The organism is Pseudomonas sp. PME37.24/006, assembly GCF_055556635.1.
Genome location: NZ_JBVHNL010000197.1, coordinates 1 through 256 on the forward strand (window position 1 = coordinate 1; position 256 = coordinate 256).

Below are 256 nucleotides of genomic sequence, written 5' to 3' on the forward strand. Positions count from 1 at the left end.
GGGAGTCCGCGGTGCATCCATTCGGCGGCGACAGCCTCGGTCAGTTCATCGCCGTCGACTCTCTGCGTGCGGGCGAAGACGACGAGGTCAACTAGATCGCGGACTCTGGTCGAGGGCTGATCGCCTGCAGTGCCATACGTGCTCTGGATCGCGCAGAGTTTGTCGGCAATGTGGTCGACGACGGGGTAGAGACGCACGCTGGTCGGGGCGACAGACGGGACGAGGCCCGGACGAATCTGGACATCGGGTTCTGCAG

At 64.5% G+C, this 256-nt stretch carries 1 protein-coding gene; it reads right to left on the bottom strand.

Annotated elements, in window-relative coordinates:
• On the bottom strand, positions 1–197 hold a 197-nt coding region (locus tag ACZ3GY_RS24385; protein WP_465912363.1), incomplete at its 3' end, for a nucleotidyl transferase AbiEii/AbiGii toxin family protein.
• Positions 198–256 lie beyond the last annotated feature (59 nt).